Source organism: Amycolatopsis marina (assembly GCF_900111885.1).
Taxonomy (GTDB): Bacteria; Actinomycetota; Actinomycetes; order Mycobacteriales; family Pseudonocardiaceae; genus Amycolatopsis; species Amycolatopsis marina.
The window spans coordinates 162,600-189,169 of record NZ_FOKG01000013.1; the positions used below are offsets into that span (position 1 = coordinate 162,600).

A 26,570-nucleotide genomic window follows, 5' to 3' on the forward strand; every position below is an offset into this window, starting at 1 on the left:
GAAAAAGATGAGTGATCGCTCGCATTCAAATTACGAGCGTTTGCTCGTATTTGTCAACCGAGGGAGGGCCGATGCCGGGACAGCCGACCGAACGCAAGCGGCAGGCTCGCGGTCAACGCAGGATGGAGCAGCTCGCGGATGCGGCGGCGGAGGTGTTCGGCGAGGCGGGCTACGCGAAGGCGACGACCAACGCGATCGCCGCGCGTGCGGGAGTCTCCCCCGGGACGCTCTACCAGTTCTATGCGAACAAGGAGGCGCTGGCCGAGGCGCTGGCTCAGCGCTACCGCGCCGCATTGCGGGCCGCCCACGACAAGGCATTCGACCCCGACTTCGCGACGCTGCCGCTACCGGACTTCGTGGAACGGATGGTCCGACCGATGATCGAGGTCAACCTCGCGAACCCCGGGTTCAAGGCGCTGTTCACCGCGTCGGACATGCCGGAACACCTGTCCGCCCCGACACGCCGGCTACATCAGGCGGTCGTCGGAAAGATCGCCGAGGTACTCGCCGCACGGGCACCGGAGCTGACACCGGAGCACCGGACGACGATCGCCGTCGTGTCCACACAGATCTTCGGAGCGCTGCTGGGCACCGTGGTGTCCGCACCCGAGCAGGAACGCGAGAAGTGGATCACGGAGCTGAAACGAGCCCTAGTGGCCTACCTCAAGGCGAACCTGGAGACGTGAGCACTCACGCCGGCAGGCGGCGCAGAGCCGCCGGGGGCCGACCTGCTTGACCGCTCCCGACGACCGGGGGCGCCCAGACATCCTGATCCCATTCGCATCTCGGTGTACACCGTTTCGAGCGACGTACGTCGAGATACGTACCCGGTCAGGGACAGCGGACCGATGTCGTTCCCCCGCCGCGACCGTAGCGTCAGGACGGTCAACGTTCCGTCTTGTCGGGGGAAACCGATGCGCAGAAACAAACTATCGATGGCCGCCTCGGTGGCCTATGTGTGGATCGCCATGGTGGCGTTCGGGGGGATTCTCGTCGAGACCATCATCATCTACCCCAATGTGTTCCACGACGTGCCGCGCTCACTGGCCGAGTCGATGGACTTCTTCGTCGTGACCGGTCCCGCGGACTTCTTCCCGCCGATGGGCGCGGTGACCGTGCTGGCCGCGATCACGACCGTCATCCTCCTCTGGCCGGCCCGGCGTGCGCGACTCTGGGTCGGCGCCAGTCTGTTGTCCCTTGTGGTCGGCGAGTTTCTCTTCTCCATGCTGTTTTTCTGGCCGCGTAACGACATCATGTTCGAGGAGGGCATCGCGGTGCACTCGGTGGAAGTCCTGCGGCAGGCCGCATTCGAGTTCCAGACCGGGCACTGGGTCCGGCTCGCGATGAGCGCGCTGACGGCCTCCCTGGCCTTCACCGGTCTGCTGCGCTACCACCGGGACACCATGGCAGTCGACGTCGAACCGGCCACGATCCGATGACGGGCAACGAGATGGCACAGAGCCGAGTACGGCGAGTAACCGGACTGTCCCTGCTCACCCTCATCGGCCTGGCCGCACTGGCCGTGCCACGAGTGGTCGCACACGACCTCGATCTCGTCGGCCCCGTGGTCAACTCGGTGCTCGTCTTCGTGCCGATCGCGATCTGGCTCGCGGTCGTGCTGTGGAATCGGGCGCAACGGCCCTTCGTCGCCCTGCTCGCCGTGGGAATCGCCTACGGCGTCCTGGTCGCGGTGACCCACCAGGTGCTCTGGAATGAGTCGTTCCAGGGGGAGCCGCCCGCGCTGGGCGGCAACCTCGCCGGGGTGCTGGCTCCCGGGGCAGAGGCAGTGGTGTTGCGGGTCTTCGCGTTCTTCAGCAGTGTCCTTACCGGAACCGCTGTCGGGGCCGTGACGGGCGCGGTCGGCTGGCTGCTCGCCAAGCTCGTGCCGGGCTTCCGTCCACGACACTAGTGCCCGACCGAGAAAGGTGGCGACGATCAGAAACCTCCTCCGCGACATGGTCCCCGCCGACCGGCGCGGTCTTGCGGTCGACACCGCAGTCGCCATGCTGGTGCTGGTCGTCGTCGGCACCGCCATCTCGGCCAACTACGGTGACGAGTCCGCCGAGCCGGGGTTGCCCGCCTATGCCTTCGGCGCACTGTTCGGCGGGCTCATGCTCGTACGCCGCCGCTGGCCGGTCGCGACGCTGCTCATCACCGCGGTCGCCCTGCTCGGGTACTACATGCTCGCGTACCCGCCCATCGGCCTCGCCCCTCCGTTGGCGGCAGCCCTCTACTCCGCCGCCGAACAGGGCAGGGTGCGCTGGTCGATCGGCACGGCCTGCGCACTACTCCTGCTCTCCACGACGGTGCGGATCTTCGAGGGCGACGACCTCGCGTACTTGCTCGGGCTGGAGTTCGCCACTTCCGCGGGTTTCATGGCCGCTGTCATCGCGCTCGGCGACAGCGTCCGGTCACGGCGGGGCTGGCAGACCGCGTTGGCCACACAGGCCGAGGCCGCGGCGCTGGACCGGGAGCGGGAGGCCGCGAGCAGGGTCGAGCAGGAGCGCCTCCGCATCGCGCGCGATCTGCACGACCTGCTCGCGCACACCGTGTCGGTGATTTCCCTGCACACCGACGTGGCCAGGGAGGCGTTGCGCGACGACCCCGCCACGGCCGAGCGGTCGCTGACGGCTGCCCGCACGGCCTGCAGTGACGTGGTCCGCGAGCTGCGGGCGACCCTGAATGCGCTGCGGGCGCCGGACGGTGAGGAACAACCACCGGCGCCCGGCCTCGCCCGGCTGAACTCACTCGTCGAGGCCGCGACGGCTGCCGGGCTCGACGTCCGGCTCGACGTGCAGGGCGAGGCCGTCCCCCTGCCGGTGATCTCGGACGTGACGGCCTACCGCGTGGTGCAGGAATCGCTGAGCAACATCCTGCGCCACGCGGACGCGCACCGCGTCGAGATCGACCTCGACTACCGCGGCGACTTCCTGCTGCTGCGGGTCGCCGACGACGGCAAGGGCGTCGCCCCGGACGGCGGAACCGGGACGGAAGGGTGGGGCATCATCGGCATGCGCGAGCGGCTCGCGCTTCTGCATGGCAGTCTTCGGGCGACGAAACAACAGGGTGGAGGATTCGTGGTCGAGGCCCACATGCCGCTACGGGTCGACGCGTGATCCGCGTGGTCCTGGTCGACGACCAGCAGCTGGTGCGGGAGGGGCTGCGAGCCCTGCTGGAGCGCGCCGACGACATCACTGTGGTCGAGGACGCCGACGACGGTGACGCCGCGTTCGAGGTCGTCACGAGACAGCGACCGGACGTCGTCCTGATGGACATCAGGATGCCCGGCACCGACGGAATCGCCGCCACCAGGCGGATCGTGGCTGATCCTGCCCTGCGGCACGTGCAGATCGTCGTGCTCACGACGTTCGACACCGACGAACACATCCTCGACGCCGTACGCGCGGGAGCCGCGGGATTCCTGTTGAAGGACGCCTCCCCCGAGGACATGCGCGAGGCGGTCCGAGTCGTCGCGCGCGGAGAGGCCCTGCTGTCCCCCGCTGTCACGCGGCGGGTGATGCGGGCGGCCGCGGCCAGCCCGTCGCCGCCCTCGGCGGACCGCCTCGCCACCCTGACCGAGCGGGAGAAGGAGGTCCTGGCCAAGGTCGGGGCCGGCTGCTCGAACGGAGAGATCGCGGGCTGCCTGCACATGAGTCCCGCCACCGCTCGCACCCACGTCAGCCGCCTGCTCGCGAAACTGGCCGCCCGTGACCGTGCCCAGCTCGTCGTACTCGCCTACGAGACCGGACTGATCGTTCCCGGCGAACGGTGAGCTCGGAATTCCGCTTCCGCTGCCGGTTTGCGCGCTCGTGCGGCGGGTAGTTCGACAGGTACCCACCGACGAAGGATTCGTATGATGGACGTACCGCAGAACAGCGACCTGGATGCTGCGGCCGCCGATCTCGCCGCGCAGGCCGAACGGGCGACTCACGGCCTGTATCACCGAACCTGCGGCGAGGAGTGCGTCGACGGTCCGGCAGAGGTCTACCACGTACTCGGGTCACTGAAGTTACTGGTCAACAGCCTCTCCCGCAGCCTGCCCGAGATGAGCAGGTGGCTCGAGCAGAAGATGTGGTCGGGCGAACTGGGCGACGAGGACAGCGAGGTGAGCTTCGAACGGCTCGCGAGCTCGGTGTTCGACGCGACCACGGCACTCGCGCGGGCCCATCTGGTCAGCGCTCAACTGGGGCAGGAACTGGAAATGGCCGAGACCGCCAGCAGGCAGCTCGCCAGCCCCTGACCCTCCGTAATGCACACTACGGCCGGGCCTGCCGGCCCGGCTGTTCCACACTCCAGGCGTGGGACCCGAGTTGCTCGTCGAGTGGCGCCGCGGTCAGCCGGTTCGCCAGCGTCGACATCGTGTACGCCCCGATACCCAGCACCACCTCGAGCGCGTTTTGCCTGCTGAAGCCCGCGGCCAGAAAAGCTCGTAGCGCTGCGTCCCCAACCGCGCCGGCGCTGGTGAGGACCGCGATGGTGAACTCACGGACCGCGGCCAGCCGGTCGTCTGCCGGGGCCCGTTGCTCACGCAACGCGACGGCGAGTTCCGAGTAGTCGTCTTCCTCGCCCATCGCGAGCAGTTTCGCCGTGTGCATGGCGACACAGACATGGCACCCGTTGCGGGTCGCGACCGTCATGATCACCACCTCGCGCGCCAGCGGATCGAGCGTGGTCGTCTCGAACAACCCGCTGAGTTTCAGAAATCCGTCCAGCAAGTGCGGCGAAGTGGCCAGCCGCGCTACCGGAGCGGGCAGATAGCCGAAGCGCTTGCGCGTAGCCTCCATCGCCCGCTGCGCGGCGAGCGGCGCGGATTCGACGGTGTGGGCGGCGAACGTGTTCTCGGACATGTGCTCCCTCGACTAATCTAGACAACATGGTTGACCATCCACCCGAAACAGTAAACCAGGTTGTCGAATTTGCCAACTCCGCCGAGCCCGGCCCCGGCTGGGAACTGCCTCTCCTGCTGTTCGCCGGATTCCGCTCGCTGATCGACCGGCTGCACAGCGAACTGGCGGCGCAGGGGCACCCGGAGGTGCGCCCCGCCCACGGCTTCGCGATGCAGGCCATCGGCCGGGCCGGAATCACCGCGAGTGAACTGGGCAAACGACTCGGCGTTTCCAAGCAGGCCGCGGGCAAGACCGTCGATCGACTGGAACGTCTTGGCTACGCGCGACGCCTCGCCGATGACGCCGACAGCAGGCGCAGACTGGTTACACTCACCCCGAGGGGAATCGACGCGCTCACCCGCTCCGCCGCGATCTTCGAGCAACTGCGCGCCGAATGGGCCACGACCCTCGGCGACCGACGGCTGGGTGAGCTGACCGCCGGACTGCGCACCATGGCTCCGGCCGACGGTTTCCGGATGGACGTGGCGGGCTGGTTCGGCAACTGACAGTCCGGGATCGAGGGAACGAGGATCGTGACCAGTACCGTCGACGACGATTTCCTGACCAAGGCCGACCCGCTGCGCCGGGAGCTGTTCGCCCACTGCTATCGGATGGTCGGTTCGGTGCACGACGCCGAGGACCTCGTCCAGGAGACCTACCTGCGTGCCTGGCGTGCCTACGACAGGTTCGAGGGCCGCTCCTCGTTGCGCACCTGGCTCTACCGGATCGCCACGACCACCTGCCTCACGGCACTGGAGAACCGGCAGAGGCGGCCGATGCCCACCGGGCTCGGGGCGAGCGCCCATCCTGATGACGACGTCACCGAGCATCCCGAGGTGCCCTGGCTGGAGCCGGTTCCCGACACCATGATCGGCGCGACGCGCTCCGACCCCGCGACCATCGTCGCCACGCGCGCGAGCACCCGGCTCGCGCTGATCGCCGCACTGCAGCACCTGCCATCCCGGCAGCGGGCCGTGCTGCTGCTGCGGGACGTCCTGGCGTGGCGGGCGGCCGAGGTCGCCGACCTGCTCGGTACGTCTACCGCCGCGGTCAACAGCATCCTGCAGCGCGCACGGACTCAGCTCGGCCAGGCCGCTCCGGACGAGGACCAGATCACCGAGCCCACGACGCAGCACCAGCGCGAACTCCTCGATCGCTACGTTCAGGCCTTCGAGAAGAAGGACATACCCGCCATCGTCGAACTGTTCAGCACCGACATCGTCTGGGAAATGCCACCCCTCGCCGAGTGGTATCGCGGCCCCGAGCACGTGGGCAGGCATCTCGCCCTCCGCTGCCCCGGCGGAGCGGAGGACATTCGCATGGTGGAGACCAGCGCGAACGGCCAGCCCGCCTTCGCGCAGTACCTCCGCGACCCTGCCTTGCCGGGCGGTGACTTCCTCGCGTTCAACCTGCAGGTGCTTTCCTTCTCCGGGAACCGGATCACGCACGTCGCCAACTTCCTCGATCCGGCCCTGTTCGAGAACTTCGACCTGCCGATGCGGCTGCCCGGCTGACCTCGGCGGGTGCGAAGGGGTCCCTTCGTCGGTTGTGTGGTTTAGACCATTCGCGTTAAGTGGTCGCCGATCGTGTTCGGATCTCGCCGCACGAAAGGTGTTCCCACCATGAAGCTCACGTCAGCTCGGATCAAAGCCGGCCTCGCCGCCATGGCTGTCGCAGCCGCGATGGCCGTCGTCCTGCCCACGTCACCAGCGGCTGCCGCGGACTGCGCGCAGGCCTGGAACTCCTCGACGGCCTACTGGGGCGGCACGACCGTCTCCTACGGCGGGCACAACTGGTCCGCGAAATGGTGGACCCAGAACGAGATCCCGAGCACCGGCGGTTCCGGAGTGTGGGCAGATCAGGGATCCTGCGGCGGCGGCACTCCGACAGACCCGAATCCCGCCGGTTTCGTGGTGAGCGAGGCGATGTTCCAGCAGATGTTTCCGAACCGGAACTCCTTCTACACCTACAGCGGCCTGACCGCCGCGCTGAGTTCCTACCCCGCCTTCGCCAACACCGGCAGCGACACCGTGAAGAGGCGGGAGGCGGCCGCGTTCCTGGCCAACGTCAACCACGAGACCGGCGGCCTCGTCCACATCGTGGAGCAGAACACCGACAACTACCCGCACTACTGCGACACGAGCCGGTCCTACGGCTGCCCCGCGGGGCAGGCCGCCTACTACGGCCGAGGGCCGATCCAGCTGAGCTGGAACTACAACTACAAGGCCGCAGGCGACGCACTGGGCATCGACCTCCTGCACAACCCCTACCTGGTGCAGAACGACGCGGCCGTGGCCTGGCGCACCGCGCTCTGGTACTGGAACACCCAGAGCGGCCCCGGCACGATGACCGGACACCACGCGATGGTCAACGGCCACGGATTCGGCCAGACGATCCGCAGTATCAACGGTGCGATGGAGTGCGACGGCCGCAATCCCGGACAGGTGCAGAGCCGGGTCGACGCCTACCAGCGGTTCACCCGGATCGTCGGCACCACTCCCGGTGACAACCTGTACTGCTGACCGCCCGTCCGGCTGCCGGGGAAGGACATGCGAACAGGGCATGTCCTTCCCCGCTACTGTTGGGCAAAGTCCTCAGGGAGCCGGTGGAACGTGGAGCTCGATCTCGCCCAGGTCCGGGCCTTTGTGGTCACCGCGGAGCGGCGCCACTTCAGCCGGGCGGCCGAAACACTGTTCCTCAGCCAACAGGCGTTGTCGAAGCGCATCCGCAGGCTCGAGGAGACGCTGGCGAAACCGCTCTTCCTGCGTACGAACAGATCGGTGGAGCTGACCGAGGACGGCGAACGGTTCCTGCCGCACGCCCGCGAACTGATCCGAGCGGCCGACGCAGCGCTCGCCGCGATGTCGGCGGCGGAGCGGCCATTGCGGATCGACCTGATCGACAACCGCCTCGCCCCGATGCGCATGCTGCGCGGACTCGCCGAACGCGATCCGGAGCTGCGCGTCGAACGCGGCGCCCGGCATGGTCTCGCCAACGCACTGGACCCACTGGCGCTCGGCGAGATCGACGTGGCGTTCGGCCGGGTGCACGATCTCGGCCGGGACCTGCCTGCCGAGCTCGACCATCGTCTCGTCCGGCTCGAACCGCTGGTCGCCCTGCTGGCCCCGGAGCACCCGCTCGCGGGCGGCGAGACCATCAGGATGACCGATCTGCGCGCCGAAGGGATCTGGCTGCCGTCGCTGGCCGGGCCGGTGGAGTGGCTGTCCTACCTGCGGCGCATGTGCGCGGCGTTCGACGTCCCGATCGACTCGTCCGGCGTCAGCTTCGACCTGCGGCACACACTGGAACAGACCAGGTACGGCAGGAAACGGGTCACGCTGGCCGGGGCCGATATGGAACTCGCCCCCGACCTCAACCTGCGGGTGCTGCCGTTCGATCCCGCGCCGCTGTTCCCGTGGTCGGTGGTGTGGCGTAGGAACGGACAGCACCCTGCCCTCCGGCGGTTGCTGACCCTGCTGGGCCGAACGAGCCGGTCGACGGGCTGGTGCGACCACGATCCCGAGCGTTCCTGGCTGCCCGAGACCGATCAGGTCACGCTCGGAGATGCTTCGCGAACCAGGCGGTGAACTCGGCGTCGACCGTGGCCGCGTGCGGGGTCTGCGGCGCTGCATCGAGACCCGGCTCCTCGGCGAGGGCGTGCTCCATGGCGGGCACGACGACCAGCCGGGAACGCTCGCCGAGTACGTCGTGCAGCGCGGCGGCGGGCTCGCGGAAGGCGATGTCGTCCTGCTCGCCGACGACCAGCAGCACGTGGGCGTCGAGCTCACCCGCCCGGCGCACGAAGTCATACCGGTCGGCGACCGCCCTGGAGCGCTCGGTCCATCCGTAGGTGAGGCCGAACCGCCGCTCGTTGGCCGCGACGGCCGGAGCGAGCTGCGTGACCGGGCTGACCAGTGCCGCCGCGTCGATGGCCACCTCGGCGCGGGCCAGCACCTCCAGGGCGATCGTGGCGCCCGCCGAGCCGCCCGCGACTCCGACGGGGCCATCGGGAAGGGACAACTGGCACCGAAGCTCCGCCAGCACCGAGGGAAACTCGTTCGCGGCCTGCTCGGTCACCGGCTCCGCGACGTTGAGCACGTAGTCCTCACTCGCGCGGCGGAAGAACTCGTCGAAGCCACCTTCCGGCAGCCGCGCTCCCGCCATCGGCAGCCCCAGATACACCCGCCAGGCAGGCAAACCGGCCATCGGCAGCGCCGACGCCATCGCGACCGCTGATCGCGGCGCGTCCATCAGATGCCAGGTGAACACCACTGGCGTTGCCGCCGACACGTCGGCAGGCGGCAACGCCACGAACGGAACTCCGGCGGCGACACCCTGGATCTGCGGCGAGGTCTGCATCGTGATCTCCTCCATCCTTCGCCGGTCCGAGTGGTCCGGCTGCTGAGGACAAGCAAACCCCCGGGAAGTATCCGCCGGCCAACAGCTGTTCCAGGCCCGATGACAACCGGTGGTTGTGATCGACTCTCACGCGCCGGAAGGTTGCACCCACTCCACGAGTTCGATGATGACCCCGTTGGGATCGGTGACCTGGAGCAGCCGCTCACCCCACGGTTCCTCACGCAGCGGCATGGTGATGGTGACACCCTCCGCGCGCAGGCGCTTCTCCTCCTGCCCGAGGTCGGCGACCACGAACACGACGATCACCCCGGCCGCGTGCTGGTCGCGAAAGTCCACGGGCAGCATTTCCAGCCCACGACGAAGCAGGACGACGTTCATCGCGGCGTCGTCCCTTGCGAGTGCGGCGAAGCCGTCGGCGGACATGTCCTCGCGGAACCCGAAGTGGTCTGTCAGAAAGGTGCTCGACGCGGCGACGTCGTCAACGGTCAGGGACACAGCGGATGCGGTTACCTGCAAGGAAATCTCCCAGGATTCACGAGGAGGAAGAGTCGGACAGAAAACATTGTACATCGTACGTTGTACAATGTATAGGATAAGGTGATGGACAATCTGCGCATGCCTCCAGATCGCAGTAGCGCAGGGGACCCGGCTCGCACACTCGAACTCCTGTGGCGACAGCCCGGCCAGGGCGGATCGGCCCGCGGGCCGAAGCAGGGCAGGACCGTGGACGAGGTCGTTCGGTCGGCCATCGAACTCGCCGACGCCGCCGGACTGGACGCGGTGACGATTCGCAGAGTGGCGCAGGCCCTGGGCGTGTCGCCCATGTCCGTCTACACGTATGTGCCGGGCAAGGCGGAACTGATCGACCTCATGCTCGACGCCGTCTACGCGGAGATGCCGAGGCGCGCCCACGGCGACGCTCACTGGCGGGACCGGGTGACGGCCATCGCCAGGGCCAACAGGGCACTGTTCGACCTGCATCCCTGGGTGGCCGCGGTGTCGACCACCCGCCCACCGCTCGGCCCCGGACTGATGGCCAAGTACGAGCACGAACTGCTGGCCTTCGAGGGCGTCGGACTGGACGACGTGGAGATGGACTCCGCGCTCACCTTCGTACTCGGCTTCGTCCAGTCATCCGCCAAGGCGGCCCTGGACGCCCACGCATCCACACAGGACAGTGCGATGAACGACGAGGAGTGGTGGGCGGCCAACCAGCCGCTACTGGCGCGTGTCTTCGACGAAACCGCCTTCCCCACGGCCACCCGAGTCGGTTCCGCCGCGGGAGCCGCGCACGGCGGGGCACACAACCCCTGCCACGCCTACGAGTTCGGCCTGCGCAGAGTCCTCGACGGAATCGCCGTGCTCATCGAGGAGCGCGATCGGTAGTGCGGTATTTCAAGACGTGCTTGGAATTTCACCGGTTGTGACGATGGTGTGTGCGATGTCGCGCAGTTTGATGTTGAGGTCCTGCGAGACCTTGGTGAGCAGGGTGAACGCGTCTTGTTCGGTATACATGTGGCGTTCCATCAGGATGCCCAGGGCTTCACCGATGTCCTGACGGGTGGCGATCGCCTCGCGTAGTTGCGCCTCGTGCCGAGCAGTGGACAAAGCGACCCCGGAGTGGGAGGCCAGCAGCCAGCCGACGTGCTCCGAGTGTTCGGTGAAGGCTCCGGGCCGGGAGGAGTAGAGGTCCAGTGCGCCGAGTTCGTTGTCCCCCTCGACGAACAGCAGGAATCCCATCATGCTGCCCACCCCGAGTTCGCGGGCCTTCGGCGCGTACCGCGGCCACCGGCGCACGCTCGTGCTCATATCGCCGATGCGGAACGATTCCCGCTTGTAGTAGGCGGCGTCGAAACACGGGCCTTCGCGTAGTTCGCCCTGAATCCGATCGGAGGCTTGGACCACGTTGTCGGTGCGGGCCATCGTCAGCACACGGCCGCCGCGCAGCACCAGGATGCCCGCGGCCTCGCAGCCGTCCACCACCTCGACCGCGAACTCCGCGATCCGGTCCAGGGTTTCCTGCACCGTGGTGCGGCGTTGGAGGTCCCGGGCCATGTGCGCCAGTGATGTGGCGAGTTCTTTCCAGTCCTGCCGCTCCGCCATAACCCTCCTCACTTCTCAACCGCTGCGCTCCCTGTCAACCCTGCCGCGAATGTACGCCAACGGCCCGTTGCTTGACCCGTTCGTGGTGGGTTTTCGTCGTCGCCGGAGCCCCCGACACCGAGCGGGACCACCCCCACCCGGACACCCCAGCGAAACACCGTCCAACCCCTGGACACGAGACCGCGCTCCCCGCGACTGGGGCATGTCCTATGCGGTTCAGCGGGTCCGGTAGCGCGCGTAGATCAGTCCGCTGTCGAAAGCATGCTCCTCGGCCAACTCGAGATCGAGTCGCACGCCGTCGGGGAAGAACCGCTTGCCGCCGCCGACCACGCTCGTGGTGATGAACAGGTGGTACTCGTCCACCAGACCGGCCGCGATCGCCTGGGCCGCGAGGTTCGGGCCATCGACGGTGAGGTCGTGATCAGCTTCGGCCTTGAGCTTGCGCACCGCGTCCGGGTCGAAGGTCCGCTCGATCCTGGTCTTCGCGCTGGCGACCGACTCCAGCGTCGTGGAGTACACGATCTTCTCCGCGGCCTGCCAGTCGCGGGCGTACTGCAGGATGTGCGCCGGCTGGTCGGGCTCGGTGTGCGCGGTCTCCCAGTAGACCATCGTTTCGTACATCCGTCGGCCGTAGAGGTACGTGCCGACGGGGCGGAAGAGGTCGTTGATGAAGGTGTGCACTTCCTGGTCGTCGGCCCCGGTGCCGAGGCCGCCCTCCGCCGCCTCGGCGTAGCCGTCGAGCGAGGTGATCATCGAGTAGATGAGCTTTGCCATGCGTCTCCTCCGGGTACGACCGCCTCGGTCTGTCAGCGATCCCGCAGGTTATGACCTCAGCACGACCCGAAACTCATCGGTCGACCGGCCGGCTCCGAAGCCGCCGCAGCATGCGGGCGTCGCCGAACCCGACGACGCGGGCGGCCGACTCCACCGTGACCCCTTGCGAGATCAGATGTTCGGCGCGCTCCACCCGCAGGATCTGCTGGTAGCGCAACGGCGTGATCCCCGTTTCCCGCAGGAACGTCCTGGTCACGGTCCGCTCGCTGCTGCCGGACTCTCGTGCGAGTTCAGCGAGCGGCAGTGTCTCGGTGAAGCGGCTGTCAATCACGTCCTGCACTCGGTGCACGATGTCGCTGAGGTGCGCCCGGTGTCGCAGCATGGCGCTGGCCTGCCACTCGTCACCGTTGCGCCGGGCGTAGACGACCATGGTCCTGGCGATGCGCGCCGCGATCGCGGGACCGTGCCGGGCCGACACCAGATGCAGCGCGAGGTCGATTCCGCTGGCGATTCCGGCCGAGGTGACGATTCCGCCGTCCTCGGTGTACAGCACGTCCCGGACCACGGTCGCCTTCGGGTACCGGCTCGCCAGTTCGTCCTGCAGCTCGTGGTGTGTCGTGCACCGGCGCCCGTCCAGCAGGCCGGCCCGGCCCAGCGCTTCGGCTCCCGCGCACACGCTGGCGACCATGCCGCCCGAGGCGTGGTGCTCCCGCAGCCAGCGCAGACTCGACTCCGCCAGCGGCCCGGTGCGGGCGAGCCGGGGTGCCCGCCAGCCGGGCACGAGGACAAGGTCGCTCGGATCCAGCTCGGGCAGGCCCTCCCGCGCCCGCACCGGGAGCCCCTGCGCGGTCGGCACCTCGGCCCACTCCGCCACGTGGAGCAGCGTGTAGTCCAGGCCGAGGTCAGCCGCGCTGGAGAACACCTGCGCCGGACCGGCGAGATCGAGCAGGTGCAGCCCAGGAACGAGGAGGAAGACGACTCGGCTCACGATCCGGTCAGCGTACGCCGACGGTTCCCGCCACCTCGGCGATCGTGGCGATCCGGGCGAACCGGTGGGCGAGGGCGTACTCCGTGCGCGCCACGACGTCCTCGGTGGAGAGCGTGCGCGGGTCGGCGAGCAGCTCCTCGACCGAGCGGTCCCGCGGCGCGTCCGGGTGCGGGATGGGGAACGTCGCGGTCGCCTCGGTGACGAAGGTGACGTCGAAACCGAGGTCCGTGGCGACCCGCGCGGTCGTCTCACAGCATTGTTCGGTCTGGATACCGCAGATCACCAGCTCGCGGATACCCGCGACGGTGAGCAGTTGCTGCAGGTTGGTCGTGGTGAACGCGTTTCGGGACGTCTTAGTGAGAACCGGTTCGCCATCACGCGGGCCGAGCCCGGCCATCGGCCGGACGAACCCGCCGCTGGGATCGAAGACGTTGCCCGTGCCCGGCTCGGTGTGCAACACCCAGACCACGAGATCGCCGCCGGCGCGCGCGGCGTCGACGAGTACCCCTGTCCGGTTCGCGATGTCCGGGTTGGACACGGCGGTCCAGATGGGCCGTTGCTCGAAGGATTCCTGGACGTCGATGACGAGAAGTGCTCTGCTCATGCGGCGAGTCTTCCCCGGACGAACCCCGCTCGGCAGACACGATCACGCCGAGGTGCGGAACGATCCGGTCACGGAGACCGCGTCGATTCCCCGGCCGGCACGGTCATCCCGTGCCTTCCGGCATACGAGGCGACCGGCGGCGGGGTCCACCCTTCGGTCAGTTCGGGGCGCGGCCGGTACACCTGCACGCCGAGCGGCCTGCACACCTCGATCGGATCGCGGGCGTCCGGGCCCCACAATGGAACCGACAGATCACCCGCGGGACAGGTGGACAACGCGCACAACAGGTCCTGTTCGGCGAAGAACTCGAAGTGATCGCCCGCGCGGGCAGGCGATGCCTTCATGAAGTAGCGGTCCTCGTCGTTGAGACCGGTGCACTGAAAGACGTTCAGCACGTCGTGCACGTCGAACTCGGTCAGGCCGTACGGCAGCACCGCCCGTACCAGGTTGGAGTGGCAGTGGAAGTCGTAGTCGGTACCACTGAGGATCCGGTTCACGTACGGGTCGCAGCGGGTGCCGAGCAGGTCGTGCACCCGGCCCCCCTCGTCGTCCAACCCGTAGGCCTCCAGGCTGTCCGCGATCACGGTGAGCAGCGGGCGCAGGTACGGCAGCGTGGACCACAGCCGGTCGTACCTGGTGACGTGCGCGGCCTGCAACTGCCGCGTCCGCGAGGCCCAGAGCCGCTCACGCGGGTTGTGCCGGTTCCACACGTTCAGATCGCCCACCTGCGGGCCCTCCGGGGTGCTGATCCGGCACACGTGGCCCGCGGGGACCTCCCAGGCCCTGCCGGACCGGATCGGCAGCACGAAACTCTCCGCGAGCTCACGGCCGTCCTCCGCGGCCAACCGGTCGTAGAAGGGCTTGTCGACGTCCATGACGCTGCCGGGCAGTGGCTGGTAGGCGGCTTTCGGAGATCCCATGGCCGGTCAATCTAGTGCCTCGGCGACCCCTTCTGCGATGGCGACGGCGTGGGCCTGCCCAGGGCAGCGATGCGGCCCCGCCCCGAACGGCAGCCCGCCCGCGGCGAGGTCGAGTTCCAGTACAGAGCCGTCTTGGTCGATCCTCCGGGTGACCCGAACCGGTGGGTCGTCGCGCAGCACGTCCGCGACGACGGCGTCAGGCCCCCGATTCCCGCCACGCCGCACGGCGTCCACGGTGCGGGCCACCAGCGTGGCCGTGGCGTCACACGCCTGCACCAGCAGGCCGAGCACGGCGGCTGTGCGCTCGTCGGGGACCCCGCCACAGCGTGCGACCAGTTCCGCAACCGCACGGTCCGCCGCGGACAACGCGGCCGGATCGGTCGCGGTATGCGGGTGGTACGCCCTGCCGATCGCGGACACAGCCGGGGCACGGACCCCATGGATGCCCAGTGCCTCGGCGAGCAACTCGACCGGCGGTGTGTGTGGGCTCGCCACCGCCCGCGCTCGCAGATCGCCCGGTGACACCTCGCCGAGCAGCTCGACCGCAAGTGCCCTGCGCCGCTCGTGGTCCGCACCGGTACTGAACCGGGCCACGGTGCAGCGGAGCCACTCGATGCCGGCGGGGACGGGCGGGACGGCGAACCGGTCGTCGGCGAGCGTGGCCGCGACCGGGGAAGTGGAGATCTCCATGCGCGGAACCTACGAGCAGGACGGTTCGGTGGTGACCGAAATGAGCCAGGAGCAGAATCGGGCGTATGTCTCGGAGCACCGAACTCGCGGGGCTCGCCGGGTTGCTGGCCGACCGCACCAGGGCCGAGTTCTGCCTCGCGCTGCTCGACGGGCGTGCCTGGACCGCCGGTGAGCTGGCCACCCATGCCGGTGTCGCCGCCTCCACGGCGAGCGAGCACCTGGATCGGTTGATCGCCGGCGGGCTGCTGGTGCAGCGCAGGCAGGGCAGGCACCGCTACGTCCAGCTCGCGGGGCCGGAGACCGCGCAACTGTTGGAGACGCTGACCGCGCACCTCGGTCCACGACCAGCACGGCCGAACTCACTGCGGTCGGCCACGGCCTCCGCGGCACTGGCGCGCGGGCGCACCTGCTACGACCACCTGGCGGGCAGGCTCGGGGTGGCCATCACGGACGCGATGGCCGCGGGCGGACTACTCGACCGGCAACACGGCTTCGCGCTCACCGCGTCCGGAGTGGACTGGCTCACCGATGCGCTCGGCGTCGATCCGGTCGTGTTGCGCACGAGCCGCCGCCCGGTCGCTCGGGAGTGTCTGGACTGGACCGAGCGGCGGTCACATCTCGCCGGAACGGCGGGCGCGCAGATCCGGCTGCGGCTGAGTGCCAACGACTGGACCCGGCGAACCGGCAGCGGTCGCGCCGTCCGGCTGACACCGGCAGGCGCGACCGCACTGCACGAACTGCTCGGACTCGAGGCCGACGCGCTGGAACTGGTGTGAGTTCAGGCGTCCCTGCGGGAGAACACCGCCGTCCCCACACCGACCGCGAGCACCACGTAGACCAGCAGCACGACTCCCGCGCCCACCGGCGACAGGAGCGCGCCGGGCACTTCTCCGGCCAACTGCCTCGGCAGGTTCGTCAACAGCACGGCGGAAACCCTGTCACGCCACGACGACGGCAGGAACATCGCGATCACCGGCACGACGAACAGCAGGGCGGTCATGGTCACCAGGGTGCCCGCACTGGAGCGGAGCACCGTGGCGATCCCGAACGCCACAAGGGCCACGACCATCACCACCAGACCGTGGGAAACAACGAGCGGGATCATGTCCGTCGGTGTCTCCCACGGCGAGATCGGTCGCGGCCGGTCGCCGACGATCAGCCAGGTCGCGAGGAACGACAGCCAGGCGAGCACCTGACCGGCGACCAGAGCGCCGCCACCGAGCACCACGGTCCGCGCCAGCATCATCGTCCTGCGCTGCGGTGCGGCGACGAGGCTCGTCCGGATCATCCCGGTGCCGTACTCACCCGCGACCGCCAGTCCGGCGAGCACCGCGAGGCAGAACATGCTGAACGGTGTCGAGAGCAGCCCCACGTCGGCACTCGCGAAAATCGCCTGTTCACTCGGCGGCGAGTTGTCCCAGTCGGCGGTCATCAGGAACGCGATGACGGAGGTCAGCGCCAGCGCGACCAGCGCGGCTCCGAGCACGTAGTAGGTCGAGCGGACCGTCCGGAGCTTGGCCCACTCCGACGCCACGACGTCTGTCCAAACTGCTGTCCTCATCGGACACTTCCCTCCAGTCCTGCCCGGTACTGCACGCTTTCGTCGGTGATCTCCAGGTATGCCTCCTCGAGTGAGGCACTGCGCGGAGTCAGCTCGTGCACAGCGATCCCGTGCCGCACCGCGATGTCACCGATCGCCACCGCGTCGCATCCGGTCACCGACAGCGCGCCGTCCGGATCGGTCAGCACCACGGCGCCCGCGGCCTCCAGTGCCGCGCTCAGCTCTGCCGGTCGCGGGGTGCGAACCAGCACGTCCCTGTTGAAGCGGGCCAGCAGGTCGGTCATCGACGTCTCGGTGACGAGCCTGCCGCGGCCGAGCACGAGCACGTGGTCCGCCGTCAGTGCCATCTCGCTCATCAGGTGGCTGGAGACCAGCACCGTGCGCCCTTCGCTCGCCAGCGCGCGCATCAGCTCACGGATCCAGCGGATACCCTCCGGGTCGAGCCCGTTCACCGGTTCGTCGAACAGCAGCACCCCCGGGTCACCGAGCAGCGCGGCAGCCACCCCCAGCCGCTGCTTCATCCCCAGCGAGAAGCCGCCGATCCGTTTGCGCGCCACCCCGCCGAGCCCGACCTGTTCGATCACCTCGGTCACCCTCGCCCGCCCGATCCGGTTCGCCCGCGCCAGGCAGTACAGGTGATCGGCCGCCCTGCGCCCGCCGTGCACCGCTGCGGCATCGAGCAGGGCACCCACCTCGTGCAGTGGCCACCGGATCTCCGCGTACCGCTTGCCGTTCACCAGCGTTCGCCCCGAGGTCGGGTTGTCGAGCCCGAGCACCGTGCGCATCGTCGTGGACTTGCCCGCACCGTTGGGGCCGAGGAAACCGGTCACCTGCCCGGGTCGCACGGTGAAACTCAACTGGTCCACGGCAAGCGTCGAGCCGTATCGCTTGGTCAGTTCCGCTACTTCGATCATGCCCGCAACGCTGCCGGTGTCGGCTCGCCGGCACATCGAACCGGGGCCTGGAACCGCGCTGGGGAAGTCAGACCCTGGGTTGACGGACCGGGGCACGACGCGAAAGGGAAGGACACCGGCTAGCGTCGTCGGTGTGGCCGAGACCCGCGCACGTGAGGCGATGAGCAGAATTCGCGGTCTCCACCTGTACGTGCTCGATCTGGCCTTCGCCATCGCCACAACGGCGGTCTACATCGGATTCGCCCAGGGCGCGTCCGTCAGGGTGGTCCAGGACGAGCCGTGGCTGGGCTGGCTCGTCGCGGCCGCCGTAGGCCTCCCGCTCGCGGTGCGCAGACGGTGGCCGCTTCCGGTGCTGGTCGTCGTGGTCGCCGGGCAGTTGGCCGCGACCTTTCTGCACATGATCCTGGAGCCATACCTCGCCTCGGCCTTCGCGACCTACCTGGTCGGACTCGCCGAACCGGTGCGCCGCTCCACCGCCGGGCTCGTGCTGGCCATGGCGGGCTCGGCGACGGCGATACTGCTGAACCAGGGCGCGACCGAAAGTGACGCCACGTTCGCCGCGGTCTGGTTCTTCCTCGGCGCGGCGTGGGTCGCGGGACGCGCTGTCCGGAACAAGCGGGCCAAGATCGCGGCGGAGTCCGAACACCGGGCGAGACAGGCCGTCCTCGACGAGCGCCTGCGCATCGCCCGTGAACTGCACGACGTCGTGGCGCACAGCATGAGCCTGATCGCGGTGAAGGCAGGCGTGGCGCACCATGTCGCCGAGGACCGCCCCGATGAGGCCAGCGCCGCACTCGGGGTCATCGAGACCACCACACGGGAGGCGCTCGTGGAGATGCGGCACATCCTCGGCGTGCTGCGCTCGGGCGGGGAACTCGACACCGAACTCGCACCGGTGCCGGGCCTTGCGGGGCTGCCCGGGCTGGCCGAGCACGCGAGGATGGCCGGGGTGACCGTGCGGCTGGACGTCGAGGGGCAGGACCAGCTGCCGGACGGCGTGGAGGTCTCGACCTTTCGGATCGCGCAGGAAGCACTCACCAACGTGGTGCGGCACGCGGCGCCAGCGCACTGCCTCGTGCGGGTGCGGATCGGCGACGGTGCGGTGCGCATCGAGGTGACCGACGACGGACCCGGCCTCCGGCAGGCCCCGGATCGCCCTGTCCCCGGGCACGGCCTGATCGGGATGCAGGAGCGGGTGGCCGTGTACGGCGGCACATTCGAGGCGGGAGAGCGGGATTCGGGTGGATTCGCGGTGACCGCGACCCTGCCCTACGAGACCGGAGTCGCGACGTGAGCGAGGACGACCAGATCCGGGTGCTGATCGCCGACGATCAGGCGCTGCTGCGGGGGAGTTTCCGGGTACTGCTGGAGAGCGCGCCCGGTCTCACCGTCGTCGGCGAGGCGGGCAACGGCGCCGAGGCGGTCGAACTGGCCGGACGCGAGCGGCCGGACCTCGTGCTGATGGACGTGCGCATGCCGGAGATGGACGGCATCGAGGCGACGCGGCGGCTGTGCGCGCCGAACGCGTCCGGCGCTGCCGCTGCCGGGCCCCGTGTGCTGATCCTCACCACCTTCGATCTGGATTCCTATGTCTTCGCGGCGCTGCGGGCCGGAGCCAGCGGCTTCCTGCTCAAGGACACCCCGCCTGGCGACCTGCTCGCGGCGATCCGGGTCGTCGCCGCGGGTGACGGTCTGCTCGCACCGGCCATCACGCGGCGGCTGATCGCCGAGTTCGCCGCCCGCCCGCAGCCACGACGCGCGCCGCAGCGCTCGCTCGACGGCGTCACCGCGCGTGAGCGGGAGGTGCTGGCGCTGATCGCCACGGGTTTGTCGAACAACGAACTCGCCGCCGAGTTGCACCTGAGCATGGCGACGGTGAAAACCCACATCGGTCGTCTGCTGGCGAAGCTGGGCGCGCGCGATCGTGCCCAGCTCGTCATCGCCGCCTACGAGAGCGGCCTGGTGACCCCCGCACGGTGAACAGCGTCGAACTTCGGACGTCCAGGCACCAGACTCCCGGCCGTGGCAGGCGCTCAGCGGGTTCCGCTAGCCTGCGAGTACATCACCGAACGTGACGGGGGACCGAGGATGACCGACGGCGAAGACCGCTCACCGGACGCACCCCCTGGGGTCGACCTGGAGAAGCCGTCGGCGGCCCGGATCTACGACTGGTATCTGGGCGGCAACCAGAACTGGGCGGTCGACCGCGAGTTCGGCAGGAAGATCGAACAGCTCTGGCCGCACGCCAAGCACGGCTCACGGCACAACCGGCAGTTCATGAACCGCGCCGTTCGCACGGCACTCGACGACGGGATCAGGCAGTTCATCGACCTCGGTTCCGGCGTGCCCACCGTGGGCAACGTCCACGAGGTCGTCCGTGACCACCTGCCGGAGTCCGAACAGGCGAGCGTGGTCTACGTCGACTTCGAGGCGGTCGCGGCAGCACACGCGAGGCTGATTCTGGAACGCGAGGGCGCCACCGAATGGGCGGCCCTCGTGCAGCAGGACATGCGGCAGCCCAAGGCGATCCTCGACGACCCGGAGACCCAGCGGCTCATCGACTTCGACCAGCCGGTCTGTCTGCTGATGATCGCGGTGCTGCATTTCGCCGGGCCCGACGACCGGCCGCTGGACATCATCAGGGGCTATCTCGACCGGCTGTGCGCGGGCAGCTGGCTGGCGCTGTCGCATATGACCGTCCCCGAGGACGACCCCGAGGCCGCGGCGGGGGTGCTGCGGTTCGCCGAACAGTACAAGTCGACGGCCAACCCGGTCTGGCTGCGGCCCCGCGACGAGATCGCCTCCTGGTTCGACGGCCTGACGCTGCTCGAACCCGGGGTGACGCACCTGACGGACTGGCGTCCCGACTTCGACGCGGACAACCTGCCGCCGCGCGACCTTGCCGCGAAGCCGTTCGCCTGGTGCGGCGTCGCCGAGAAGCCCGAGTCTGCAGATTCCGGGCGCTAGAACTGCAAATTCGGGGCTCAGCGCACCGCCACCGAGAGGGCCTGCGCGATCTCCTTGCCGAGCGCGTGCGTCGCCGCCTGGGCCTGCGATCCGACCCGGACCACGATCGGCCCGCCGAACGGCTGGCGCTCCACCACCTCGATCCGCTCGCCGAGTCCGATCGAGCGCTCGGAGAGATACCGCAGCAGGTCCGGATCGGTGTCCCAGACCCGCACGATCTCGCCGACGGTGCCCGGCTCCAGCTCGTCGAGCAGGTGCGTGGACAGCTCCTCGACACTGCCGTCCATCGCCGGGATCGGGTCACCGTGCGGATCCCGCACCGGGTTGCCCAGCTTCGCCGCGATGCGCTCGACCAGCCGGTCGGACACGGCGTGTTCGAGCTGGTCGGCCTCGACGTGCACCTCGTCCCAGGTGTAGCCGAGCTCGGACACCAGGTAGGACTCGATCAGCCGGTGCCTGCGGAGCACGGCGCGGGCGAGCAGCCTGCCCTCCCCGGTCAGTTCGATGCCCCGGTACGGAACGTGGGCGACCAGCCCCTGCTGGGACAGCTTCGTCACCATGCCCGACGCCGACGAGGGGCTCACCTCGAGGCGGGTCGCCAGCGAGGTGTTGGTCACCGCCTCGCCGCGCTCCGCAAGGCCGTAGATCACCCTGAGGTAGTCCTCGATGGACGAGGACCGCCGATTCGTTCCATCAGGCATACCGCATACGATACGGCGCTCGTTCCCGCGCGGCGTTCAGTCCCGCGCGGGCCGCCACCGGTAGCGGGTCCAGCCGTGCACCTCCTGCGCACCGAGTTGCTTGTAGAACGCCGCGGCCCGGTCGTTGCCCTCCTGCATGTCCCACTCGACCCGCCCGGTGGTGCGGGCGCGCAGTTCGGCCAGCAGCTCACCGCCCAGTCCGTGCCTACGGTGTTCGGGGCGGATGAAGACATCGTCGAGCCAGATTCCCGGGCGTGCCTCCCAGGTGGAGAAGCTCCAGGTGCAGAACGCGAATCCGGCCACGGTGCCCGGCTGCCCCGGTGGCTCGGCGATCAGCACCCACGCCTTCGCATCGGCGCCGAAGAGGTGGCCGCGCATCTCCTCGCGGTCGAGGGTGAGCTCGTCGTTCCCCTCATAGCGGGCGTGCTCCTCGATCAGCGCGCAGATCTCCTCGGCATCGCCTTCCACGGCGTCGCGCACGGGCATGTGCTCTCCTTTTCCTAACTCTGGTACACCAGTTCACCGCCGATGGCGGTACCCAGCACGCGGACCGAGTCGAGGTTGTCCTCGTCGGTCGGGTCCGCCGACAACGCCACGAAGTCGGCCAGCTTGCCGGGTTCGAGTGTGCCGAGGTCCCGCTCCCTGAACGCCGCGTACGCCGAGCCCTCGGTGTACGCGCGCAGTGCCTCTGTCGGCGTCAGGCACTCGTCCGGCGCGAGGACCTGGCCGCCCGCGGTACGCCTGCGCACGAGGTCGGCGAGACCGAGCAGGGGCGCACCGTTCACCACGGGCCGGTCCGAGCTGGCCGGGAGCACGCAGCCCGCGTCGAGGAAACTCCGGCCCCGGTAGCACCACGCCTCCCGTTCGGGGCCGAGCGCCGAGCGCATGCCGTCGCCGATCTCGTTGACGAACCGGCCCTGCGGCACGGGGATCAGTCCCAGCCGGGCGAGCCGGTGCAACTCGGCGGGCGGAAGCACGCCGCAGTGCTCGATGCGATGGCGGTGACCGGCTCGCGGATGCGCGGCCAATGCCGCGGTGTAGGCGTCCAGCACGGCGGTGATCGCCCTGTCCCCGATCGCATGGGTGGCGATCTGCCAGCCCGCCGCGTGCGCCCGCCGAATGGTCTCGGCCAGTTCCTCCTCGGGGAGTTGGAAGTAGCCCCGGTTTCCCGGCTCGCCCGCGAAGTCGTCGTGCATAGCCGACGTGCGGCCGATCAGCGAGCCGTCCGCGAAGATCTTCATCGGGCCGATCCGCAGCCAGTCGTCGCCGAAACCGCTGCGCAGGCCCAGGTCGAGGGAGAACGCCACGTCGTCGGCCGGATCGTGCTCGAGTTCGTGCAGCACGCTCGAGGCCACCATCAGGGTGGACCGCACATGCAGCAGGCCCTCGTCCCTGGCCCGCTGGTAGGCCGCCACCTCACAGGGCGTCTCGCCGACGAGGCCACCGCCGACGCCCGCCTCCTGCACGCTGGTGATGCCCTCGGCGAGGAACCGCTGTCCCGCCCGGTCGATCGCGCGGACCACGGTGGCAACGGGCGTCGGATAGATCAGCGGCCGCAGCAGGAGCTGCGCCTGCTCACGCAGCAGGCCGGTGGGCGCGCCGTCGGCGTCGCGCACGAGGTCCCCGCCGACCGGGACGTGTGCCAGATCGAGCTGGTCGAGCACGCGGGAGTTCACCACGGACATGTGCCCCGAGGTGTGCTTCAGGCGTACGTGGTGCTCCGGCGCGGCCCGGTCGAGGCCCTGCCGGGCGGGATGGCCGCCCGCCAGCTTGTTCTGGTCGTACCCGCTGCCGACGATCCAGCCGCCCTTCGGTTCGGTCGCGGCCCTGCGGGCGACGGCGTCATAGACGTCCTCGACGCTCGCGCAGTGCGCGGGCCCGAGCGGCACCTCGTCCAGGGTCATCCCGAACCACGCCATGTGGTTGTGCGCGTCGTGGAACCCGGGCACCACGGTGGCGCCGCCCAGGTCGACTCGCCTGCGCGCCGCGAGTTCCACGGCCTCGTCCCCGACCGCGACGACGCGGCCGTGCAGCACGGCCATGGCGCGCACCGGCTGCCACGGGGTAAGCACCCGCGCGTTCTCGTACACCGCATCAACTCGCATGAGTGCCGACCCTATCGATCGATCGATCGAATGGCTAGGCTCTGCGCATGACCTCCGCATCGAGCACCGTCGAACTCGCCGTGGACGGCAGCGTCGCCGTCGTCCGGCTGAACCGCCCACAGCGACTCAACGCGGTCGTGCCCGAACTGGTCGACGACCTGCTCGCGGCCCTGCGCACGGCGGGTGCCGACGAGGAAGTCCGGGCGATCGTGCTGGCCGGGAGAGGCCGAGCCTTCTGCGCCGGCCACGACCTCAAGGAGCCACCGGCGGAAGGTGACTCGCGGACCCGGCTGGAGCAGCTGCAGGACGTCACCCGCTGCCTGCGTGGCCTGCGGCAACCGGTGATCGCCGCCGTGCACGGTTACGCGATCGGCGCGGGAGCCGAGTTCGCGCTCGGCTGCGACCTCGTGCTCGCCGCGGAGGACGCGGTGTTCGCCTTCCCCGAGGCAGGACTCGGCCTGAGCGTCACCGGTGCCGCGTCTCGGCTGCTCCCGTTGCTGGTCGGCCCGCTCAAGGCGAAGCGGTTGTTGCTGCTCGGCGAGCGGATCGACGCGACGACCGCGGCGGAACTGGGCCTGGTGAACGAGGTCCTGCCCGGCGATGCGCTGCTGGAGCAGGCACTCGCCTGGGCACACACGGTGGCCGAGCACCCACCGTCCTCGGTGGCGCTCGCCAAGCGCGCGCTGGATGCGGGCATCGACAGCTCGCTGGAAACCGCGCTGGAACTCGAGGTCAGCCACGCGCTGATCACCGAGCACTCCGCAGAGGTCGCCGAGTCCTCCGCCCGGTTCCGGTCCCGTTCCGGAGCGGACCGGTGAGCCCCGTACCCGAACTCGCCGAAGTCGACGATCTCGGCACCCTGCTGGACAGGGCAGCGGCGGCCTGGCCGGACAAGGACGCGTGGGTGTTCGACGCCACCGGTGAGCGGCTCACGTTCGCCGAGGTACGCCGCCGTAGCTCGGAACTGGCAGCCGCGCTCGCCGGAACCGGGGTGCGCCCTGGCGACCGGGTGGCCGTGATGCTGCGCAACCAGCCGGAGTTCCCGCTGATCTGGCTGGCACTGGCGAGGCTCGGCGCGGCGCTCGTCCCGGTGAACACCAACTACCGGGAACTGGACGGCAGGCACGTCCTGGCCCACTCCGCCGCCCGGTTCGCGGTCACCACACCGGAGTTCCACGAACTGCTCACCGCCATCGTCCCTGGCACCGCCGTGCGGCGGGTGCTCGACGTGGCGGAGCTGACGGCGCGGGGACCGTTGCCGGAGAGAGCTTCTGTCGCGGAGACGGTGGCGAACATCCAGTACACCTCCGGCACAACGGGCGCTCCCAAGGGATGCGTGCTGCCACACCGCTACTGGACCAATCTCGCCTACGGCCTGACCACGGAATTTCCCGCCATCCACGACGGCGATGTACTGCTCACCGCACAACCGTTCCACTACATCGATCCACAGTGGAACGTCGCGCTCGGGCTGGCGTCCGGTGCGACACTGGTGGTACTCGACCGGTTCCACCCTTCGACGTTCTGGGCGAAGGTGCGTGAGCACGAGGTCACCTGGTTCTACTGCCTCGGCCTGATGCCGACGCTGCTGCTTCGCGTTCCCGAGTCAGCGGCGGACCGCAGGCACCACGTGCGGGCGATCAGTGCCTCGGCGATTCCCCGCGATCTGCACGCGGAACTGGAACGCCGTTGGGGAGTGCCGTGGCACGAAGCCTTCGGCATGACCGAGACGGGCGGGGACATCCGGGTGTCCGAGGTGGACCACGACGTCTCGGTCGGCGCCGGCTGCCTCGGCAGGCCTGTTCCCGGCAGGGAGGCACTGATCGCCGACGAGGCAGGCCATCCGCTCCCGCGCGGCGAGACCGGTGAGCTGCTGATCCGCGGTGTGGGGCTGATGCACGGCTACCACGACGATCCGGAGGCGACCGCTCGCGCGTTCCGGAACGGCTGGTTCCACACCGGCGATCTCGCCAGGATGGACGAATCGGGGCGCGTGTTCTACGTCGGGCGCACCAAGGACATGATCCGGCGCAGCGGGGAGAACGTCTCGGCCGACGAGGTGGAGCGGGCACTGATGTTGCACCCCGGCGTGCGGCTGGCCGCGGTGATCGCCGTTCCGGACGAGATTCGCGGCGAGGAGATCAAGGCGTACGTGGTGCTCTGCGGCGACCACGACCCGTCCACCCTGCCGCCCGCGGAGCTGGCCGAGTTCTGTGCGGGCAAACTGGCCTACTTCAAGGTTCCGCGCTACTGGACGTATGTCGACGAGCTGCCGATGACGCCGTCGGAACGGGTGGCCAAGGGCGAACTGCGAAAGGCCGGGGAGGATCCGCGGATGGGTTCCTACGACAGGACGGACGGCACGTGGCGGTGACGGATCCGGTGCCGAGCCGGGAACGCGTGCGCAGGGCAGCGTTGAAACTCTTCGCGACACGGGGATTCCACGGCACCGGAATCCGCGATCTCGCGCAGGAGGCGAGATTGTCCCCGGCCAGCCTGTATCACTACATGGGCACCAAGGAAGCGCTGCTGGCCGAGCTCATGCGGGAGTCACTGCAGACGCTGCTCGACTCGGCCCGCGCGACCGTGGCCGACGTCACCGACCCGCGGGAACGGCTGCGCCGTCTTGTCGCCCTGCACGTCACGACGCATGCGACACAGCCGGACGAGACCCGCGTGGTGGACAACGAGGTGCGGTCGCTCTCACCCGAGCCGCGAGCAGCCGTCATCCGATTGCGGGACACCTACGAGGCACTGTGGGCAGACGCGATCGACGACGGCGTCCGCGCGGGGATCTTTCACACCGACGAACCATCGGTCAGCAGACTCGCACTGCTGGAGATGTGCAACGGCGTGGCCAGGTGGTATTCCCCACGCGGCGCACTGTCACTCGAGCAGCTGTCCCGCCACTATGCCCGGCTGGCACTGGGCGCACTCGGTGCCGGCGACGCAGTGGAGGCCGGAAAATCCCCCTGAACAGGGGGTAGAGGCGGATTCG

At 69.2% G+C, this 26,570-nt stretch carries 32 protein-coding genes; 18 read left to right on the forward strand and 14 right to left on the reverse strand.

Features of this window, described 5'->3' with window-relative positions:
• The first annotated feature begins 71 nt into the window (after positions 1-71).
• From BM199_RS21405 to BM199_RS21430, 6 genes are all read left to right on the forward strand, one after another.
• Entirely contained in the window at positions 72-686 is a 615-nt protein-coding gene (locus tag BM199_RS21405) for a TetR/AcrR family transcriptional regulator (protein ID WP_245788504.1), read from the forward strand.
• Between the two features lie 228 nt (positions 687-914).
• Positions 915-1,439 (forward strand): anthrone oxygenase family protein, encoded by a 525-nt coding sequence (locus BM199_RS21410; protein WP_091675065.1) that lies wholly within the window; start codon positions 915-917, stop codon positions 1,437-1,439.
• Positions 1,436-1,909 (forward strand): hypothetical protein, encoded by a 474-nt coding sequence (locus BM199_RS21415; RefSeq protein WP_218160389.1) that lies wholly within the window; start codon positions 1,436-1,438, stop codon positions 1,907-1,909. The genes BM199_RS21410 and BM199_RS21415 overlap by 4 nt, the downstream gene beginning before the upstream one ends.
• Positions 1,910-1,925: 16 nt before the next feature.
• Positions 1,926-3,116, forward strand: coding sequence for a sensor histidine kinase (locus BM199_RS21420; RefSeq protein WP_245788505.1), 1,191 nt, complete (start codon positions 1,926-1,928; stop codon positions 3,114-3,116).
• Positions 3,113-3,772, forward strand: coding sequence for a response regulator transcription factor (locus BM199_RS21425; RefSeq protein ID WP_091675066.1), 660 nt, complete (start codon positions 3,113-3,115; stop codon positions 3,770-3,772). Before BM199_RS21420 ends, BM199_RS21425 begins: the two co-directional genes overlap by 4 nt.
• Before the next feature lie 84 nt (positions 3,773-3,856).
• Positions 3,857-4,240, forward strand: coding sequence for a hypothetical protein (locus BM199_RS21430; protein ID WP_091675141.1), 384 nt, complete (start codon positions 3,857-3,859; stop codon positions 4,238-4,240).
• A gap of 16 nt (positions 4,241-4,256) precedes the next feature.
• Here BM199_RS21430 and BM199_RS21435 read toward each other — a convergent pair whose 3' ends face one another.
• A complete protein-coding gene (locus BM199_RS21435) occupies positions 4,257-4,847 on the reverse strand; it encodes a carboxymuconolactone decarboxylase family protein (RefSeq protein WP_091675067.1) in 591 nt (196 codons plus the stop codon).
• 26 nt (positions 4,848-4,873) lie between these two features.
• Between BM199_RS21435 and BM199_RS21440 the strand changes: the two genes are divergently transcribed.
• The 4 genes from BM199_RS21440 (at position 4,874) to BM199_RS21455 (ending at position 8,473) form a co-directional block, all read left to right on the forward strand.
• The gene (locus BM199_RS21440; RefSeq protein WP_091675068.1) at positions 4,874-5,392 is read left to right on the forward strand and encodes a MarR family winged helix-turn-helix transcriptional regulator; all 519 of its coding nucleotides are present in this window, start codon (positions 4,874-4,876) and stop codon (positions 5,390-5,392) included.
• A gap of 24 nt (positions 5,393-5,416) precedes the next feature.
• Positions 5,417-6,400, forward strand: coding sequence for a sigma-70 family RNA polymerase sigma factor (locus BM199_RS21445; RefSeq protein WP_218160395.1), 984 nt, complete (start codon positions 5,417-5,419; stop codon positions 6,398-6,400).
• Between the two features lie 108 nt (positions 6,401-6,508).
• Positions 6,509-7,408 (forward strand): glycoside hydrolase family 19 protein, encoded by a 900-nt coding sequence (locus BM199_RS21450; protein WP_091675070.1) that lies wholly within the window; start codon positions 6,509-6,511, stop codon positions 7,406-7,408.
• A 90-nt stretch (positions 7,409-7,498) separates the two neighbouring features.
• Positions 7,499-8,473 (forward strand): LysR family transcriptional regulator, encoded by a 975-nt coding sequence (locus BM199_RS21455; RefSeq protein WP_091675071.1) that lies wholly within the window; start codon positions 7,499-7,501, stop codon positions 8,471-8,473.
• Here the strand turns inward: BM199_RS21455 and BM199_RS21460 are convergent.
• Both BM199_RS21460 and BM199_RS21465 read right to left on the reverse strand, forming a co-directional pair.
• Positions 8,439-9,245, reverse strand: coding sequence for an alpha/beta hydrolase family protein (locus tag BM199_RS21460; RefSeq protein WP_091675142.1), 807 nt, complete (start codon positions 9,243-9,245; stop codon positions 8,439-8,441). The genes BM199_RS21455 and BM199_RS21460 overlap by 35 nt on opposite strands.
• 126 nt (positions 9,246-9,371) lie before the next feature.
• Entirely contained in the window at positions 9,372-9,740 is a 369-nt protein-coding gene (locus tag BM199_RS21465) for a VOC family protein (protein WP_245788507.1), read from the reverse strand.
• Positions 9,741-9,845: 105 nt separating this feature from the next.
• Between BM199_RS21465 and BM199_RS21470 the strand changes: the two genes are divergently transcribed.
• Entirely contained in the window at positions 9,846-10,631 is a 786-nt protein-coding gene (locus BM199_RS21470; protein WP_245788509.1) for a TetR/AcrR family transcriptional regulator, read from the forward strand.
• A 9-nt stretch (positions 10,632-10,640) separates the two neighbouring features.
• On the opposite strand, the gene BM199_RS21475 is transcribed toward BM199_RS21470, so the two are convergent.
• The 6 genes from BM199_RS21475 to BM199_RS21500 all read right to left on the reverse strand — a co-directional run bounded on the left by BM199_RS21475 (position 10,641) and on the right by BM199_RS21500 (position 15,324).
• Positions 10,641-11,348 (reverse strand): GAF and ANTAR domain-containing protein, encoded by a 708-nt coding sequence (locus tag BM199_RS21475; RefSeq protein WP_091675073.1) that lies wholly within the window; start codon positions 11,346-11,348, stop codon positions 10,641-10,643.
• A gap of 216 nt (positions 11,349-11,564) precedes the next feature.
• Complete coding sequence (locus BM199_RS21480) at positions 11,565-12,122, reverse strand: dihydrofolate reductase family protein (protein WP_091675074.1); 558 nt, start codon at positions 12,120-12,122, stop codon at positions 11,565-11,567.
• Between the two features lie 73 nt (positions 12,123-12,195).
• The gene (locus tag BM199_RS21485; protein WP_091675075.1) at positions 12,196-13,110 is read right to left on the reverse strand and encodes a GlxA family transcriptional regulator; all 915 of its coding nucleotides are present in this window, start codon (positions 13,108-13,110) and stop codon (positions 12,196-12,198) included.
• A gap of 7 nt (positions 13,111-13,117) precedes the next feature.
• The gene (locus tag BM199_RS21490) at positions 13,118-13,714 is read right to left on the reverse strand and encodes an isochorismatase family protein (protein ID WP_091675076.1); all 597 of its coding nucleotides are present in this window, start codon (positions 13,712-13,714) and stop codon (positions 13,118-13,120) included.
• Positions 13,715-13,782: 68 nt separating this feature from the next.
• Entirely contained in the window at positions 13,783-14,634 is an 852-nt protein-coding gene (locus tag BM199_RS21495; protein WP_091675077.1) for an urea carboxylase-associated family protein, read from the reverse strand.
• Between the two features lie 6 nt (positions 14,635-14,640).
• Positions 14,641-15,324 carry a cytochrome P450 family protein gene (locus tag BM199_RS21500; RefSeq protein WP_091675078.1) on the reverse strand — a complete coding sequence of 228 codons (684 nt, stop codon included), beginning with the start codon at positions 15,322-15,324 and terminating at the stop codon, positions 14,641-14,643.
• 65 nt (positions 15,325-15,389) lie between these two features.
• Between BM199_RS21500 and BM199_RS21505 the strand changes: the two genes are divergently transcribed.
• A complete protein-coding gene (locus BM199_RS21505) occupies positions 15,390-16,100 on the forward strand; it encodes an ArsR/SmtB family transcription factor (protein ID WP_091675079.1) in 711 nt (236 codons plus the stop codon).
• Positions 16,101-16,102: 2 nt separating this feature from the next.
• Here the strand turns inward: BM199_RS21505 and BM199_RS21510 are convergent, their stop codons facing one another.
• Together BM199_RS21510 and BM199_RS21515 are read right to left on the reverse strand one after the other, a co-directional pair.
• Positions 16,103-16,885, reverse strand: a complete 783-nt coding sequence (locus tag BM199_RS21510) for an ABC transporter permease (protein WP_091675080.1) — start codon at positions 16,883-16,885, stop codon at positions 16,103-16,105.
• A complete protein-coding gene (locus BM199_RS21515; RefSeq protein ID WP_091675081.1) occupies positions 16,882-17,799 on the reverse strand; it encodes an ABC transporter ATP-binding protein in 918 nt (305 codons plus the stop codon). Before BM199_RS21515 ends, BM199_RS21510 begins: the two co-directional genes overlap by 4 nt.
• Before the next feature lie 133 nt (positions 17,800-17,932).
• Between BM199_RS21515 and BM199_RS21520 the strand changes: the two genes are divergently transcribed.
• From BM199_RS21520 to BM199_RS21530, 3 genes are all read left to right on the forward strand, one after another.
• Positions 17,933-19,093, forward strand: a complete 1,161-nt coding sequence (locus tag BM199_RS21520) for a sensor histidine kinase (RefSeq protein ID WP_245788511.1) — start codon at positions 17,933-17,935, stop codon at positions 19,091-19,093.
• Positions 19,090-19,779: a response regulator gene (locus BM199_RS21525; protein ID WP_245788513.1), complete on the forward strand. Its 690-nt coding sequence runs from the start codon at positions 19,090-19,092 to the stop codon at positions 19,777-19,779. Before BM199_RS21520 ends, BM199_RS21525 begins: the two co-directional genes overlap by 4 nt.
• Positions 19,780-19,887: 108 nt before the next feature.
• A complete protein-coding gene (locus BM199_RS21530) occupies positions 19,888-20,766 on the forward strand; it encodes an SAM-dependent methyltransferase (protein WP_091675082.1) in 879 nt (292 codons plus the stop codon).
• Between the two features lie 17 nt (positions 20,767-20,783).
• On the opposite strand, the gene BM199_RS21535 is transcribed toward BM199_RS21530, so the two are convergent.
• Genes BM199_RS21535 through BM199_RS21545 form a run of 3 tightly spaced genes read right to left on the reverse strand, consistent with a single transcriptional unit; the run spans position 20,784 to position 23,572 of the window.
• Positions 20,784-21,467, reverse strand: a complete 684-nt coding sequence (locus BM199_RS21535; RefSeq protein ID WP_091675083.1) for a metal-dependent transcriptional regulator — start codon at positions 21,465-21,467, stop codon at positions 20,784-20,786.
• 36 nt (positions 21,468-21,503) lie between these two features.
• Positions 21,504-21,953 (reverse strand): GNAT family N-acetyltransferase, encoded by a 450-nt coding sequence (locus tag BM199_RS21540; protein ID WP_091675084.1) that lies wholly within the window; start codon positions 21,951-21,953, stop codon positions 21,504-21,506.
• Positions 21,954-21,967: 14 nt separating this feature from the next.
• A complete protein-coding gene (locus BM199_RS21545; protein WP_091675085.1) occupies positions 21,968-23,572 on the reverse strand; it encodes an amidohydrolase in 1,605 nt (534 codons plus the stop codon).
• Between the two features lie 47 nt (positions 23,573-23,619).
• Between BM199_RS21545 and BM199_RS21550 the strand changes: the two genes are divergently transcribed.
• Genes BM199_RS21550 through BM199_RS21560 form a run of 3 tightly spaced genes read left to right on the forward strand, consistent with a single transcriptional unit; the run spans position 23,620 to position 26,548 of the window.
• Positions 23,620-24,390 (forward strand): enoyl-CoA hydratase/isomerase family protein, encoded by a 771-nt coding sequence (locus BM199_RS21550; protein WP_091675086.1) that lies wholly within the window; start codon positions 23,620-23,622, stop codon positions 24,388-24,390.
• A complete protein-coding gene (locus BM199_RS21555; protein ID WP_091675087.1) occupies positions 24,387-25,946 on the forward strand; it encodes an AMP-binding protein in 1,560 nt (519 codons plus the stop codon). Before BM199_RS21550 ends, BM199_RS21555 begins: the two co-directional genes overlap by 4 nt.
• On the forward strand, positions 25,937-26,548 hold the full coding sequence (locus tag BM199_RS21560; protein WP_245788515.1) for a TetR/AcrR family transcriptional regulator: 612 nt from the start codon (positions 25,937-25,939) through the stop codon (positions 26,546-26,548). Before BM199_RS21555 ends, BM199_RS21560 begins: the two co-directional genes overlap by 10 nt.
• Positions 26,549-26,570: the final 22 nt, after the last annotated feature.